Below are 13,990 nucleotides of genomic sequence, written 5' to 3'. Positions count from 1 at the left end.
AGGAGGCCTCACGGCCTCCTTCACCCAACTTGCGCAAATGTCGGTTATCCGACGAAAGCGCGCTCGATGACGAACTCGGCAGGCTTGTTGTTCGCACCTTCGTTAAGGCCGGCCTTTTCAAGAAGCTCCTTCGTGTCCTTCAGCATGGCCGAAGAACCGCAGATCATGCCGCGATCGATAGCGGGATCGAGTGCGGGAACACCCAGATCCGCAAACAGCTTGCCGTTCTCAATCAGCGAGGTGATGCGGCCCTTGAAGGGATAATCCTCGCGCGTGACAGTCGCATAATGCTTGAGCTTGTCGCCGACGATCTCGTTCAGGAATTCATGGTTCCTGAGTTCCTCGACCAGGTCGAAACCGTATTTCAATTCGGCCACATCGCGGCAGGTATGGGTGAGGATGACCTCTTCAAACTTTTCATAGGTCTCGGGATCGCGGATCAGGCTTGCGAAAGGTGCGATGCCGGTGCCGGTCGAGAACATATAGAGCCGTCTGCCTGGTGTCAGCGCATCCAGAACCAGAGTGCCTGTCGGCTTCTTGCGCATAAGCACGGTGTCGCCGGGCTTGATCGCCTGAAGATGCGAGGTCAACGGGCCATCCGGAACCTTGATCGAGAAGAATTCAAGTTCCTCGTCCCAAGCCGGGCTGGCGATGGAATAAGCGCGGTAGATCGGCTTTTCGCCGACCATCAGGCCGATCATGGCGAATTCGCCGGAGCGGAAGCGGAAGCCGGCCGGACGCGTCATGCGGAAGCGGAACAGGTGATCCGTATAGTGCTCCACCGACAAAACTGTCTCGGCGTAAACACCATCAGGTATCTTGATCGCGAAATCTTCCGTCTTGGCTGGCGCGTTCATTTCAGGTTCCGTCCATTCATTCGATAAGCGACATTCTTCGACCGGGCAATTATACCATTTTTGCCGCGGTTTGAAGGCATGAGAATATCAATACTGCCATGCGCGCAGAAAATATGCATCTAAAACTCATATTTCCGCGCAACGCGTCATTGGGCCGCACGGCGGCGCCAGCTATAGGCCTCTCCACTGTTGGCCGGAAGGGCCGTCGGCTGGTAATAGACCGGGATTTCCGGCAGGCGATTTTCGGACAGACGGCGGATCGCCGTCTCGTTCGTCACCGCAAAGCTGGTAAAGCCGGTGCGCAGCATCAGCGGCACCTGGTCGATCAAAACATCGCCAACCGCCCTCACCTCGCCGGCAAAATCAAGACGGCTGCGCAGCAGCGAGGCATGGCTGAAACCCCGCCCGTCATTGAAGGCCGGGAAGCTGACGGCGACAAGGTCGATGCGGTCGAGATAGGGCTCGAGCCGGGTGACATCGTCGGCAGGCGCAATCAGAACGCCGAGGCCGACATCATTGCTTTCAGCCGCACGGACGAGGAAATCAGCAAGCGACAGCACCGGTTTCTGCTCGGCAGTTGCCTTCACTTCTTCCGTTTCGATCACCCAGGGATCGTTTTCCACGAAGCCGTCGCGGTTCCATATTTTCGTCATGGCAATCTCCTCAGGCGGCTTCAGCGGCGGAACCGTAGAGCGCATCCTTGAACGGCTGCGGTCCGACGCGGCGATAGGCTTCGAGGAAGGTTTCTTCCTTCGAAAGACGCAAGCCCAGATAGGTGTCGACGATGGTTTCCACCGCGTCGGTCACTTTTTCCGGCTCGAAACCGCGGCCAATGATCTCACCAATCGAGGTGTTTTCATCACCCGATCCGCCAAGCGTGATCTGGTAGAGTTCCGCACCCTTCTTCTCAACACCCAGAAGGCCGATATGGCCGACATGGTGGTGGCCGCAGGCATTGATGCAGCCGGAAATCTTGATCTTAAGCTCGCCGATTTCCGCCTGACGTTCCGGCGCGCCAAAACGGGTAGAGATTTCCTGCGCCACCGGAATGGAGCGCGCATTGGCAAGCGCGCAATAGTCCAGCCCGGGACAGGCAATGATATCCGTAATCAGCCCGGCATTGGCAGTCGCCAGTCCGGCTCCTACAAGTGCGCGATAGACCGGCTCGAGATCGGCCAGCGCCACATGCGGCAGGATGATGTTCTGCTCGTGGCTGATGCGGATTTCGTCAAACGCGTATTCGGCGGCGATATCGGCGACGAGTTCCATCTGCTCGTCGGTCGCATCGCCGGGAATGCCGCCAATCGGCTTCAGGGAAATCGTCACCATGCCGTAGTCCGGATGCTTATGCGGCTGGACGTTCTGCTCGACAAAACGGGCAAAACCCTCATCCGCCCGCTTCCAGCGCGCCAGGCTCTCCCAGCCTTCAGGACGGTCCTTAAGTGCTGGCGGTGCGAAATAGGCGGTGATGGCCGCAATATCGGCATCCGGCAGCTTCAATTCCGTGTTTTTCAGCTCCGCGAATTCAACCTCGACCTGGCGGGCCAGTTCTTCTGCGCCGGTTTCATGCACGAGGATCTTGATACGCGCCTTGTACTTGTTGTCGCGGCGGCCGTGCAGGTTGTAAACGCGCATGACGGCCGTGGTATAGGACAGCAGGTCTTCTTCCGGCAGGAAGTCGCGGATCTTCTTGGCGATCATCGGCGTACGGCCCTGCCCGCCGCCGACATAGACGGCAAAACCGATCTCGCCCTTGTCGTTCTTTTTCAGATGCAGGCCGATATCGTGAACCTGAATCGCGGCGCGGTCGCGCTCGGCGCCCGTTACAGCGATCTTGAACTTGCGCGGCAGGAACGAGAACTCCGGATGCACGGAAGACCATTGACGCAGGATTTCCGCATAAGGACGCGGATCGGCGACCTCGTCTGCGGCGGCGCCCGCGAAATGGTCGGCGGTCACGTTGCGAATGCAGTTACCCGAGGTCTGCAGCGCATGCATTTCCACGCTTGCCAGTTCGGAGAGGATATCGGGCGTGTCGGACAGGCGCGGCCAGTTGTACTGAATGTTCTGGCGGGTGGTGAAGTGGCCGTAACCCCGGTCATATTTGCGGGCGATATGGGCCAGCATCCGCATCTGCTGCGAATTCAGCGTGCCGTAGGGAATGGCGACGCGCAGCATATAGGCATGGAGCTGGAGATAGACACCGTTCATAAGGCGCAGCGGCTTGAACGCGTCCTCAGCAAGCTCGCCGGACAACCGGCGCTCGACCTGATCGCGAAACTGTGCCACGCGGCCTTCAACAAATGCGTGATCGAACTCGTCGTAACGGTACATATTCTTCCTCAGACTGCGATGAATGCTGCATCGGCCGGCTTGAAGCCGTTGGCATAGTGCATGGTCGGGCCAGCGGCGCGAATGCGCTCACGAAGCCGCGTCGGCCAAAGCTTGCCATTCTCCTCCACCACGTCGATGACATTCACGTCAACGACCTTGTTGGCGGAAAAATCCCGCTTGCCGATTTCCTCGAACGAAGCGACGGCCTCTGCGTGGCGGGCGACGATTGCGTCCTGCAGGTTCTCCGTCCATTCGCCATTGGCATCGAGCCATACAGCGATCCCATCGCCCAGGCGGTTGGCGGTCAAAACCTTGTCAGCCATTTGCATACTCCCTTTTAAGGTTCGCTGGCCGCGCAACAAGCGCGAGCGCCTCGGACCTGTCAAAATTGGCGCCCGCCACCGCATCGCCGATGATGACCATGACCGGACCGGTCAGTTCGTCGCGATGTTCGAGGTCGGGCAGATCGTTCAAAGTGCCATGCAGCAGGCGGCGATCCGCGCGGCTGGCATTTTCGATGACGGCTACGGTCGTTTCCACGCCCAGACCTGCCTCTATCAGCCTCGTCGCGACCGACGCGGCAACGCTGCGGCCCATATAGACAGCAATGGTAGCACCAGAGACGGCAAGCCGCGCCCAGTCCGGCAGGACATCGCCGGTCAGATCGTGGCCGGTGGTGAAAATCAGCGACGAAGCGACACCGCGCAGCGTCAAGGGCAATTCGAAATCCGCAGCAGCGGCGAAGGCGGAGGTGATGCCCGGAACGATCTCGTAACCTATACCGGCATCGCGCAGCGCCGCCATTTCCTCTCCCGCCCGGCCGTAGACCAGCGGATCACCGGATTTGAGGCGCACGACGCGCTTGCCGTCTTTACCAAGACGCACCAGCAGGCGGTTGATCTCATCCTGCGACTTGCTGTGGCACCCCTTGCGTTTGCCGACGGACAGCCGCTCGGCGTCGCGGCGCCCCATGTCAACGATTGCCTGCGGCACTAGCGCATCATAGACGATCACATCCGCTTCCATCAGCACGCGCTGCGCGCGCAGCGTCAGCAAATCTTCAGCACCGGGACCAGCGCCCACAAGCCAGACGCGGCCTTCGCTGCGCTCGGGCGATTGCAGCAAACGGTCAGCGGCATGGCGGGCGGATGATGTATCGCCGAGAGCGACGGCATCTGCGACAGCACCGGAAAAGAACCGGCGCCAGAAATTGCGCCGCAACGCGCCCTTGGGAACATTCTGCTCGGCGGCGTGACGATATTGCACGGCGAGACGCGCAAGCTTGCCCAGCGACGGAGACAGCATCTGATCGATACGCGCGCGGATCATCTGGGCAAGAACCGGGCCGGCGCCTTCGGTGCCAATGGCTATGGCGACGGGTGCGCGGGCGACGAGTGCGGGCGTGAAGAAATCGCAGAACTCCGGCTGATCCACCGCATTGGCGGGGATTTTCTTGGCGCGCGCAGCCAAAACGATCTCACGGTCCAGTGCCTCGTCTCCAGTGGCGGCAAAAACCAGCGTCGCGCCTTCAATCAGCGGGCTTGCGAAACTCAAGGCCCGATGATCGATGCCGTTTTCGCTGATATAGCGCGCAAAATCCGCTTCGGGCTCGTCGGCATAAGCAATGACATGTGCATTGGTATTGGCAAGCAGCCTTACCTTCGCAAAGGCCTCGTCGCCATTGCCGAAAACAGCGACCTGCCGTCCCTCAACCCGGAAGAACGCGGGGAAGGTCGAAAGGCGATCGCCAGTAGCGGAAAAATCATGTTCGTTGTGCATCGGGCATTTATCCCGCATTGCGGCGCAAGATTGAAGAAACAGAAATTCAAGCCTTTCCGGCACCTGGATTTTTATTTCTCGAACACCCCTGTTTTTGAGGAAAACTAACCGGCGCACCTTTATCAACCCTGTCGAACGCCTCGAAATCCCATGAGAATCCCTTGACAAACCAGGCCCTCGCGCCGAACAAGAAGGGACTATTTTCGTCGATATCTCCATGCAAAACCGCTTCCCCCTGAGGCGGTACGAAGGATCAGACCCTTGACCAGCTCGACCATCGCCGCCCGTCTTCTCGATGTTATCGAACACGATATCCTGCCCCTGACGACGCGCGGCGTCAGCCTCGGCAACAAGGTTTTCGGTGCGGCGATCCTGCGTAAATCCGACCTGTCGCTGGTGATCGCGGAGACGAATAACGAGCTGGAAAACCCGCTCTGGCATGGCGAAGTGCACGCGCTGAAGCGGTTTTACGAGCTGGGTGAGAAGCCGAACACCAAGGAATTGATTTTCCTTTCCACCCATGAACCCTGCACCATGTGCATGTCCGCCATCACCTGGGCCGGCTTCGACAATTTCTACTCCTTTTTCAGCCACGAGGATTCGCGCGACGCTTTCGCCATTCCGCACGACCTGAAAATCCTCAAGGAAGTTTTCGGGCTGGAGCCGGGCGGGTATCGCCGCAGCAACGCCTTCTGGAACTCTTTCTTCATTGCGGATCTGGTGGAGAGCGAAGACGATCCGCTGAAGACCGAGCTGAAGGCGCAGACGGCCCGCATCAAGGCTGCCTATGACGAGCTTTCCACCAGCTATCAGTCATCGAAGAGCGGCAACGATATTCCGCTGAACTAGAGCATTTCTAGACGGTTGTCCGCCTGGATATGTATGAAAATAAAGAACGAAGGTTTGAAAGACTATGGAAGCCTCGAAGGATATTTCCCGCCTGATCGAGATCATGGAAGCCCTGCGCCAGCCGGAAACCGGCTGCCCCTGGGATGTCGTCCAGACCTTCGAGACGATCAAGCCTTACACCATCGAAGAGGCTTATGAGGTTGCCGACGCCATCGAGCGCAAGGATATGGATGATCTTTGCGAAGAACTGGGCGACCTGTTGCTGCAGGTGGTTTTCCATGCCCGCATCGCCGAGGAACGGGGCGAATTCGCCTTTGGCGACGTGGTTGAGGCCGTGACGTCCAAAATGATCCGCCGCCATCCGCACGTCTTTGCCGTTTCCGCCGCCAATACGCCTGACAGCGTCAAGCTGCAATGGGACCAGATCAAGGCCGAGGAAAAGCGCGAGCGTGCGGAACGCCGCGCCCGCCGCGGCATCACCGAGGATTTCAAGGCTGGCTTTTTAGGCGGTGTGCAGCGTAGCCAGCCGGCTCTGACCGAGGCTCTGAAGTTGCAGGAACAGGCTGCGCGTGTCGGTTTCGATTGGTCGGATCCAGCCCCCATTCTCGACAAGATCGAGGAGGAAATCGCCGAACTGCGTGAGGCGCTGGCGGAGGGAAAGCCGGAGAAGGTCTCTGATGAACTTGGCGATCTCATCTTCGCGCTGGTCAATATCGGCCGCCATGTCAAAGCCGATCCGGAGGACGCGCTGCGCGGCACCAATACGAAATTCCGCAGGCGTTTCAATCACATCGAGACGTCGCTCACCGAAAATGGCGAAACGCTTCAGGAAGCGAGCCTTGAGAGAATGGAAGACCTGTGGCAGGCGGCAAAACGCATAGAACGCTCGCTGGATATGGTTTCGTCCTGATCACCCGGATATGCCGAAAAATTCAGAGTGCCCGGTGCTTTCGACAGTGGTGACGAAAACCTAGAACCTCTCCTGCGTCACGCTCCGGCCTGCCCCGAGCATCTGCTATGCCCTGATTGTATCTGGGTTTTTAGATCCTTGGGACAAGCCCAAGGATGACGTTGAGTATAAGGGAACATACCGCAATCGTTCTCGGAGCGCTCACTGCTCCCAGTCTTCCCGCTCGCGGATGGTTGCCTTTCCAAGCTTGCGTTCCAGCTCGGTGGCCTGCGCTTCCGACAGGCGCACATCAAGCGAAACCGAACCGTCCTCATTGTCTTCGCGGCTATCCACGATGGAGTTGCTGTAGACCCATGAGATCAGCGGCAATTGCTCGACGGAGAGGACGACAGTCGTTTCCGTCAGGACACCTGACAGGCGGCCGGAAATCTCGTCCATCAGGGCATCGACGCCCTCGCCCGTGACCGCCGAAACGGCGCGAATATCGGAGCGGCCCTCGGCACGTTCAATGATGGCGTCATGCGCTTCTGGTTCGAGACGATCGACCTTGTTCCAAACCTCGATGATGCGCTTTTCGGCTTCCTTTTCGTCGATGCCGAGATCGCCAAGAATGCGCAGCACATCGGCCGGCTGGGCGGCATTATCCGGATCGGACATGTCGCGCACGTGCAAAATAAGATCGGCTTCCAGCACCTCTTCCAGCGTTGCGCGGAAAGCGGCGACGAGATGTGTCGGCAGATCGGAGATGAAACCGACGGTATCGGAAAGGATAACCGTGCGGCCATGCGGCAGCTTCATGCGGCGCAAGGTTGGATCGAGCGTCGCGAACAGCATGTCTTCCGCCAGAACGCCAGCGCCGGTAATACGATTGAACAGGGTGGACTTGCCGGCATTGGTATAACCGACCAGTGCCACGATCGGATGCGGCACCTTGCGGCGCTTGGCGCGGTGAAGCTGGCGGGTGCGCACCACCTGCTCCAGCTCGCGCTCGAGCTTGACGATGCGATCCTGCAGCAGCCGACGGTCGGCCTCGATCTGCGTTTCACCCGGACCGCCCATGAAGCCCGCGCCACCGCGCTGGCGTTCAAGGTGTGTCCAGCTTCTGACGAGGCGGCCCTTCTGATAGTTCAGATGCGCAAGATCGACCTGCAACGTGCCTTCCTTGGTGGAGGCACGGCGGCCGAAGATTTCGAGGATCAGGCCCGTCCTGTCGATGACCTTGGCATTCCACTGCTTTTCAAGATTGCGCTGCTGCACCGGGGTCAAAGGATGATCGACGATCACCAGACCGGAATTGGTTTCATCCAGAAGATGGCCGATTTCCTCGATCTTGCCGGTTCCAAACAAAGTCGCCGGACGCGGCTGGTTGACCGGCACGACAAGACCTTGCGTCACCTCAAGATCAATGGCGAGCGCCAGCCCCTTTGCTTCCTCAAGCTTGGCCTCAACAGACCGTACAGGAGAAACCGGACCCGCCACCGCATCACGGCTTTCGCGCTGCTGCTTGAGGACAGGCACGATGACCACCGCACGCATGTCGTCGCGGTGCTTTTCCTGTTCGGGAATGATCGATTCGTTCGAGGTGTCGCGCGTCGTAATGGGTTCAGCCTTATCAAGAAATGACATTGCAGCCGACCGCATCCGTGCGGACGACTATCTGGATTAACCTGATTGAACCGGAAATGTTCCCGGTTCAGGTCAGCTTATATCGAAGATACCGTTGAGGGAGCCTGATCAGGCTGCGCCTTCTTCGCTCTCGAACATCTGCATCGGCTGGCCGGGCATAATGGTGGAGATCGCATGCTTGTAAACAAGCTGCGAGTGACCGTCACGGCGCAGAAGCACGCAGAAATTATCGAAGGAGGTGACAACGCCCGTCAGCTTGACGCCGTTGATCAGGAAAATCGTGAGCGAAATCTTTTGCTTACGAACGGTATTGAGGAAAAGATCCTGAAGGTTTTGAGAACGTTCCGCCATGGCGCCGCTTCTTTCTTTTTTGCCGGCAGGGATACCGGAAAATAATCAATCAATAATAAGCCGGCCGAGTCTAGTCCCCCGCTTGGCCGACCTGCAACTCTGGTATCAAATCGTGTCCTGTTCCGCAACGGCGAAAACAGCCGAATGAGTACGAGTATTGACCTGCTTTTTCGATTCGAAACAGTCAGAAATATTGTATCGAAACCCGGAAAAGCTGTTCCACGTCGCGCACCGCATCGGCAGATGCAAACAGCACGACGCGGTCCTTCGCCTTGATCTTCGTGCTGCCGTCCGGGCGGATCACCACACCGTCGCGATAGATCGCGCCGATGCGCACGCCATCAGGCATATCGATGTCACGGAAGGACTGGCCCACCAGCGGCGAAGTCTCCAGCGCCTCTGCCTCGATTACCTCCGCCGAGCCGCGCTGAACGGCATAAACCGACCGGATACGGCCCTTGCGCACATGCTGGAGAACGCGCGAAATGGTAACGGCCCGGGGATTGATATAGGCGTCGAGACCGAGTGAATCCGCAACCTCGTGAAAGGACGAGCTGTTCAACAATGCAAGGTTGGATTTGCAGCCAAGCTGCTTGGCCATCACCGCCGCCAGTATATTGGTTTGATCGCTGTTGGTGAGCGTCACGATCAGATCCGCATCCTGAATATCGGCCTGCAGCAAAATCTTCTGGTCCAGCGCCGAACCATGCATGACAATGGTGTTGCTGAGCTGTTCCGATGCGGCAATAGCCCTGTCGCGATCCGCCTCGATGATCTTTACCCGCGTCTTAGGCTGCAACTCCTCGATCTTCTGCGCGACGAAGTGGCCAATATTGCCGGCGCCCGCAATCACGATGCGCTGCGCCTCCTGCTCCTCATGGCCGAAGAGGCCAAGGGTGCGGCGTGCGTGCTGGCGCTGACAGATGACATAAGCGAGGTCGCCGACGCGCAGCTGCTCGGAGGAGTGCGCGACCTTGAGGATGCCGTTCCGGTAGACACCCACCACGGTTGCGATAAGGTCCGGAAAGAGGTTGGAAAGCTGCTGCAGCGGCGTGTTGATGACCGGGCAGTCCTCCATGCACTCGATTGCCAGCATGAAGACCGTGTCGTCGGCGAAACGCACGACATCGGTGGCACCCGGAAAGGCGATGCGCCTGAGTACCATCTTGCCGACTTCGACTTCAGGCGAAATCGTCACGTCGATCGACATGTTTTCGCGGCTGAACAGATCGGCATATTCCGGTTTCAGATAGCTTTGGTCGCGGATGCGGGCGATCTTGGTCGGAACGCTGAACAGCGCATGCGCAACTTCGCAGGCGACGATATTGATCTCGTCATGCAGGGTCACGGCGATGATCATGTCGGCCTGGTCCGCCCCCGCCTTTGCCAGCATGTCGGGATGGGCGCCATGGCCGACATAACCGCGCACATCCAGCGTCTCTGTAATGGCGGTAATGAGGGTCGCGGAGGTATCGATGACCGATACCTCATTATCCTCGCGCGACAGTTGTTCGGCAATGCCGTAACCCACCTGCCCTGCGCCGCAAATGATGACTTTCATGCTGTCTCTCTGACGGAATAATCGATTACGACGACTTGGGCCTTCGTCTCTTATACGCCGAGAGATTTCAGTTTGCGATGCAGTGCCGATCTTTCCATGCCGACAAATTCCGCCGTTCGCGAAATATTGCCGCCGAAGCGGTTGATCTGGGCAACCAGATAGTCCCGCTCGAACATTTCACGTGCTTCGCGCAGCGGCAGGGTCATGATGTGCTGATCGCCTTGCGCCGAAATCTTCGGCAGCATGTCGCCAATATCCGCCGGCAACATGTCTGCCGAGATTGGTGCCTCACCGCCTTCGGGGCGTGCCAGAATCATCAGCCGCTCGATATTGTTGCGGAGCTGGCGAATGTTACCCGGCCAGTCATGCGTCTGGAGAACGGCCATGGCGTCATCGCCGATCTTGCGCGGGCGGATGCCGGCCTGTTCGGAAATCTGCCGCATGAACATGTCGACGAGGAAAGGAATATCCTCACGCCGCTCGGACAGCGCCGGCACCTTCACTGGCACCACGGCGAGGCGATGGTATAGATCTTCGCGGAACTGGCCTTCGGCGATCAGGCTTTCGAGGTGATGGGCGGTTGAGGAGATGATGCGCACATCCACTTTTACCCGCTTGCCGCCACCGACACGCTCGAACTGCTGATCGACCAGCACGCGCAGGATCTTGTTCTGGGTTTCGCGCGGCATCTCGCCGACTTCATCGAGATAGAGAACACCGCGATGGGCTTCTTCCAGAGCGCCCACCTTGCGCGGCTGCCCGGGCAGACCTTCGGTACCGAACAAGGCGATTTCCATGCGGTCCGGCGTGATCGTCGCAGCGTTCAGCGCAACGAAAGGTCCTGTGGCACGCGAGGATTTCTTGTGCACCATGCGCGCCACCAGCTCCTTTCCGGAACCGGAGGGGCCGAGAATCATGATGCGGCTGTTGGTGGGCGCCACGCGGTCAATGGTCTGGCGAAGTTGGGAAACCGCAAGCGACGCGCCGACGAGTTCAACCGCGTCGCCAGTGCGCTTCTTGAGTTCCTGCACCTCCCGCTTCAGCTTGGAGTTCTCCAGCGCGCGTTCGGCAATCAGGATCAGGCGGTCTGCCTTGAACGGTTTCTCGATGAAATCGAACGCGCCGCGCTTGATGGCGTTGACGGCGGTTTCGATGTTGCCGTGACCGGAAATCATCACAACAGGGATATCGGGATGGCGGCTCTTGATCTCATCCAGCAGGGCCAGACCGTCGAGCTTCGACCCCTGCATCCAGATGTCGAGAAAGATGAGACGCGGCACGCGTTCGGAAATGGCGGCCAGCGCGCTGTCGCTGTCGAACGCCATACGCGTCTCGTGGCCTTCATCGGAAAGAATACCCGCTACGATTTCGCGAATGTCCGCCTCGTCATCCACGACCAGAATATCAGACGCCATATGCTGCTTCCTTGTTATTTTTGCCGCCGACCGCCTCGATATAGGGCAGCAGCACTCTGATCATGGCACCGTGGCCATGGTCGAACTCCGGCGGGGCATCGTGGAGTTCCAGATACCCGCCATGCTCTTCGATGATTTTCTTGACGATGGCGAGGCCGAGGCCCGTGCCCTTGTCCCGCATCGTCATATAGGGTTCGAGAATGCGGTGACGGTTTTCGACGGGCAGGCCTCTGCCATTGTCGATGATGTCGGCCACGAACCGCGAATTGGCCTCGTCGAAGGATGCGCGCACCAGGATTTTACCTGGCCGCTTTTCGCCTTCCACCGCCTCGATCGCTTCCGTTGCATTCTTGATGAGATTGCCGAACGCCTGTCCCAGCATGCGGGCATCGAACATGCCCTCCAGCGGGACATCGCCAAATTCCGTCGAGAATTTCGTGTCTGCGGCGCTTATTTCGCGCAGGAATGCCGCGTCCTTCAAGATCGAACGGAGGTCCGACTTTTCCTTCGTGGGCTTCGGCATGCGCGCAAAGGCCGAGAATTCATCCACCATCCGGCCGATGTCACCAACCTGCCGGACGATGGTGTCCGTACATTGGTCAAAGATGGCGCGATCGTTCTCGTCGATCTGCTTGCCGAAGCGTCGTTTGATGCGCTCGGCAGAAAGCTGGATAGGTGTCAGAGGATTCTTGATCTCATGCGCAATACGCCGCGCGACGTCGGACCAGGCGGTCGAGCGCTGGGCAATGACGAGATCGGTGATATCGTCGAGAGTGATGACGTAGCTGTCGCGGCTGTCGCGCGCATCCTCACGGGTCACCTGCACATTGAGCGTCCGTTCCGTGCCGCGCCGCATGATGTTGATCTGCTTGCGGAAATTGCCGCGCGACCAGGTGTTGGCCTCGGTCACGACCTCTTCGATTTCAGGCGCGATATCAGATAGTTGCGCACCGATAAGCTGGTCGGAGGAAAGCGCCACGAATTCTTCAGCCGAAGGATTGACGATGGTGATCCTGCGATTTTCATCAATGCCGATAACGGCGGCGGTAACGCCCGACAATACGGCCTCGATGAAGCGGCGGCGATCATCGATGTCGTCTTTCGCTTCAATGATCTGTTCCTGTTGGCTGCGCAGTTCCGAGACCATCTTGTTGAAGGTGCGCGACAGGCGGCCAACGTCGCCATCGATGGCGCGAACGGGAACCAGCACATGCATGTTCCCGGTGGCTACACTGTCTGCGGCGCTGATGAGGAGACGGATAGGACGCACGATACGGTCGGCCACCGCAATCGCTGTCCAGATCGCCGCCAGAAGCACGATCAGCGCGAAACCGAGATAAAGGATTGCAAACGCAATCTGCAACGGCGCACGGCCGGCCTCCATCGCCTTGTATTCGGCGCGGTTCTCTTCCATCAGCCGCATCGCGCCCATTACCTTGGGATCGACGGCACGCACGGTGTAAAGAAACGTACCGCTGATGCCCTCGAGCTTGATGATGGCGCCGACGAGATTGGTGATGCCAGGCGGAATAAGGGTTGGCTGACCAGCGGCGGCCTTTTCAAGCGCATCGTGCGGAATGGCCGGAAGCGGCTTTTCCGTCTTGATATCGGCTTGCGCGACGGCGTCGCCGTCTTCCTGCACCAGGAATGCGCCGAGAAGACCACGGCCCTTGGCCTGACGAGTCATGAGATCGACGAAGCCGGTGCGGTCGAGATAAAAGAGCGCGCGATTGCGGTCGAGGTCGGTGGCCATCGACAGGGTCTGTCCCTGAAGATAACCGGCATTCTCCATCATATAGGCCTGGGCGATATTGCTGGAGGAATCGACGATCGACTGGGTACGTAGCGCAAACCAGCGGTCGAGACCGACATTCAGTGTCAGACTGGCGAAGATGGCGACGAGAACGGCCGGTGTAATCGCAACGATGGAAAACAGCACGACGATGCGCACATGCAATCGTGCCGCCGCCCTGCCCTTTTTCCGCGCTTTCAGCAGGCGGTTTATTTCCCGACCGATGAGAAAGATCAGTCCGATCACAAAGACCGAATTGATGACGACCGAGGCGATGACGACATTCGATGTCGGCGCAATCGGTGTTACGCCCAGAAGCACGAAAAGTGTCAGTATGGCGCAAACAAGGGCGACACCGGCAAGCACCAGCCCCGGCAGAGCGAAAGACATCCTGCGATCGGCTACCACCATTCCCGCTGCGTCTTCGGCAACGGCTTTTTCGGCGGCGGGTTTCCGCATGCATTTCTCCCAATCGCTGGCTAGCCAGCACCACATTCATGAAAATGGGCGAATCCG

At 58.7% G+C, this 13,990-nt stretch carries 12 protein-coding genes; 2 read left to right on the top strand and 10 right to left on the bottom strand.

The features are described 5' to 3' along the window. Positions 1 to 44: 44 nt before the first annotated feature. The 5 genes from RBH71_RS19400 to cysG all read right to left on the bottom strand — a co-directional run bounded on the left by RBH71_RS19400 (position 45) and on the right by cysG (position 4,970). Positions 45 to 857, bottom strand: coding sequence for a ferredoxin--NADP reductase (locus RBH71_RS19400; protein ID WP_323687452.1), 813 nt, complete (start codon positions 855 to 857; stop codon positions 45 to 47). Between the two features lie 146 nt (positions 858 to 1,003). Then, a complete protein-coding gene (locus RBH71_RS19395; protein ID WP_003512936.1) occupies positions 1,004 to 1,510 on the bottom strand; it encodes a DUF934 domain-containing protein in 507 nt (168 codons plus the stop codon). A 10-nt stretch (positions 1,511 to 1,520) separates the two neighbouring features. Then, entirely contained in the window at positions 1,521 to 3,191 is a 1,671-nt protein-coding gene (locus RBH71_RS19390; protein WP_003512935.1) for a nitrite/sulfite reductase, read from the bottom strand. 8 nt (positions 3,192 to 3,199) lie between these two features. Further along, on the bottom strand, positions 3,200 to 3,514 hold the full coding sequence (locus tag RBH71_RS19385; protein WP_003512933.1) for a DUF2849 domain-containing protein: 315 nt from the start codon (positions 3,512 to 3,514) through the stop codon (positions 3,200 to 3,202). Then, on the bottom strand, positions 3,507 to 4,970 hold the full coding sequence (cysG, locus tag RBH71_RS19380; protein WP_003512931.1) for a siroheme synthase CysG: 1,464 nt from the start codon (positions 4,968 to 4,970) through the stop codon (positions 3,507 to 3,509). The genes RBH71_RS19385 and cysG overlap by 8 nt, the downstream gene beginning before the upstream one ends. Positions 4,971 to 5,231: 261 nt before the next feature. Here cysG and RBH71_RS19375 point away from each other — a divergent pair, with 261 nt between their 5' ends. Then, positions 5,232 to 5,819: a deaminase gene (locus tag RBH71_RS19375; protein ID WP_003512927.1), complete on the top strand. Its 588-nt coding sequence runs from the start codon at positions 5,232 to 5,234 to the stop codon at positions 5,817 to 5,819. Between the two features lie 64 nt (positions 5,820 to 5,883). Then, positions 5,884 to 6,729 carry a nucleoside triphosphate pyrophosphohydrolase gene (gene mazG, locus RBH71_RS19370; RefSeq protein WP_003512925.1) on the top strand — a complete coding sequence of 282 codons (846 nt, stop codon included), beginning with the start codon at positions 5,884 to 5,886 and terminating at the stop codon, positions 6,727 to 6,729. Between the two features lie 201 nt (positions 6,730 to 6,930). Here the strand turns inward: mazG and hflX are convergent, their stop codons facing one another. The 5 genes from hflX to RBH71_RS19345 form a co-directional block, all read right to left on the bottom strand. After that, on the bottom strand, positions 6,931 to 8,355 hold the full coding sequence (gene hflX, locus RBH71_RS19365) for a GTPase HflX (RefSeq protein ID WP_323687451.1): 1,425 nt from the start codon (positions 8,353 to 8,355) through the stop codon (positions 6,931 to 6,933). A 108-nt stretch (positions 8,356 to 8,463) separates the two neighbouring features. Then, positions 8,464 to 8,706 carry an RNA chaperone Hfq gene (gene hfq, locus RBH71_RS19360; RefSeq protein WP_003496145.1) on the bottom strand — a complete coding sequence of 81 codons (243 nt, stop codon included), beginning with the start codon at positions 8,704 to 8,706 and terminating at the stop codon, positions 8,464 to 8,466. Between the two features lie 184 nt (positions 8,707 to 8,890). Next, positions 8,891 to 10,267, bottom strand: a complete 1,377-nt coding sequence (trkA, locus tag RBH71_RS19355; protein WP_003512920.1) for a Trk system potassium transporter TrkA — start codon at positions 10,265 to 10,267, stop codon at positions 8,891 to 8,893. Between the two features lie 50 nt (positions 10,268 to 10,317). Then, positions 10,318 to 11,682 carry a sigma-54-dependent transcriptional regulator gene (locus tag RBH71_RS19350; protein WP_003512918.1) on the bottom strand — a complete coding sequence of 455 codons (1,365 nt, stop codon included), beginning with the start codon at positions 11,680 to 11,682 and terminating at the stop codon, positions 10,318 to 10,320. Further along, entirely contained in the window at positions 11,672 to 13,933 is a 2,262-nt protein-coding gene (locus RBH71_RS19345; protein ID WP_003512916.1) for a sensor histidine kinase NtrY-like, read from the bottom strand. The genes RBH71_RS19350 and RBH71_RS19345 overlap by 11 nt, the downstream gene beginning before the upstream one ends. Positions 13,934 to 13,990: the final 57 nt, after the last annotated feature.

The sequence above is a fragment of the Rhizobium sp. AN68 genome, from assembly GCF_030758035.1.
Taxonomy (GTDB): Bacteria; Pseudomonadota; Alphaproteobacteria; order Rhizobiales; family Rhizobiaceae; genus Agrobacterium; species Agrobacterium tumefaciens.
Note: the sequence above shows the minus strand (reverse complement) of the source record. Positions and strands in the feature narration are given on the sequence as shown.

Bases quoted from the DNA above. Each gene is read 5' to 3' on its own strand.
- hfq (WP_003496145.1), bottom strand. From the start codon at position 8,706: ATGGCGGAACGTTCTCAAAACCTTCAGGATCTTTTCCTCAATACCGTT.
- RBH71_RS19345 (WP_003512916.1), bottom strand. From the start codon at position 13,933: ATGCGGAAACCCGCCGCCGAAAAAGCCGTTGCCGAAGACGCAGCGGGA.
- RBH71_RS19400 (WP_323687452.1), bottom strand. From the start codon at position 857: ATGAACGCGCCAGCCAAGACGGAAGATTTCGCGATCAAGATACCTGAT.
- cysG (WP_003512931.1), bottom strand. From the start codon at position 4,970: ATGCACAACGAACATGATTTTTCCGCTACTGGCGATCGCCTTTCGACC.
- RBH71_RS19350 (WP_003512918.1), bottom strand. From the start codon at position 11,682: ATGGCGTCTGATATTCTGGTCGTGGATGACGAGGCGGACATTCGCGAA.
- trkA (WP_003512920.1), bottom strand. From the start codon at position 10,267: ATGAAAGTCATCATTTGCGGCGCAGGGCAGGTGGGTTACGGCATTGCC.
- RBH71_RS19385 (WP_003512933.1), bottom strand. From the start codon at position 3,514: ATGGCTGACAAGGTTTTGACCGCCAACCGCCTGGGCGATGGGATCGCT.
- RBH71_RS19390 (WP_003512935.1), bottom strand. From the start codon at position 3,191: ATGTACCGTTACGACGAGTTCGATCACGCATTTGTTGAAGGCCGCGTG.
- mazG (WP_003512925.1), top strand. From the start codon at position 5,884: ATGGAAGCCTCGAAGGATATTTCCCGCCTGATCGAGATCATGGAAGCC.
- RBH71_RS19395 (WP_003512936.1), bottom strand. From the start codon at position 1,510: ATGACGAAAATATGGAACCGCGACGGCTTCGTGGAAAACGATCCCTGG.
- hflX (WP_323687451.1), bottom strand. From the start codon at position 8,355: ATGTCATTTCTTGATAAGGCTGAACCCATTACGACGCGCGACACCTCG.